The sequence below is a fragment of the Vibrio sp. 10N.222.49.C9 genome, from assembly GCF_041474985.1.
Lineage (GTDB): Bacteria > Pseudomonadota > Gammaproteobacteria > Enterobacterales > Vibrionaceae > Vibrio > Vibrio crassostreae_C.
On sequence record NZ_JBFRVD010001308.1, the window covers coordinates 1 to 626 of the forward strand.

The 626-nt window shown below is 47.3% G+C and carries 1 protein-coding gene; it reads left to right on the plus strand.

Going from position 1 to position 626, the window contains the following annotated elements; genetic code table 11:
* Window positions 1-108: 108 nt before the first annotated feature.
* Window positions 109-626, plus strand: a 518-nt coding sequence (locus AB4585_RS28045; RefSeq protein WP_372172037.1) for a type 1 glutamine amidotransferase, incomplete at its 3' end; no start/stop codon positions are given.

Below are 626 nucleotides of genomic sequence, written 5' to 3' on the forward strand. Positions count from 1 at the left end.
GTAATGATGGGGTTCGCTTCTACACCCGAATGAAGACAGTGACTGCTCGCTGGCCGAAAGGACAACGAGAAAGTGAATTTGTAATGCCAACAATGAAGTAGGTGAACAATGAAGATAGGGATATTAACGTGGGGTCATGTTGACTCACCATTGTCGGATGACCATGGGCAGTATGCGGACATGATTGAGGCTTCGCTTTACGAGGTCAACAATGAGTTCACATTTCAGAACTATGACGCAACCAAGGGAGAGCTGCCTCATCACGATGAATGCCATGGGTTTATTATTACTGGTAGCGTGAACAATGCGTACGATGATCATCCCTGGATTCTACAACTCGTTGATTGGATCATTCGCTGTGAAGTGCTCAGGCGTCCCCTTGTTGGCATATGTTTCGGCCATCAATTGATTGCTCGTGCCTTAGGTGGCACGGTGCAAAAGTCAGAGAAAGGCTGGGGCCTGGGAAGCTATGAGGTGAAAGTCACCGCTCAGAAAAAATGGATGAACTTATCCATTGATGGTGTCCGACTGCTTGTGAGTCACCAAGATCAGGTGACAACGGTGCCTCGCGGCGTCAAAGTGATTGCAAGTAATGAATTCTGCCCTAACTTTATGTTGGTGAAAGA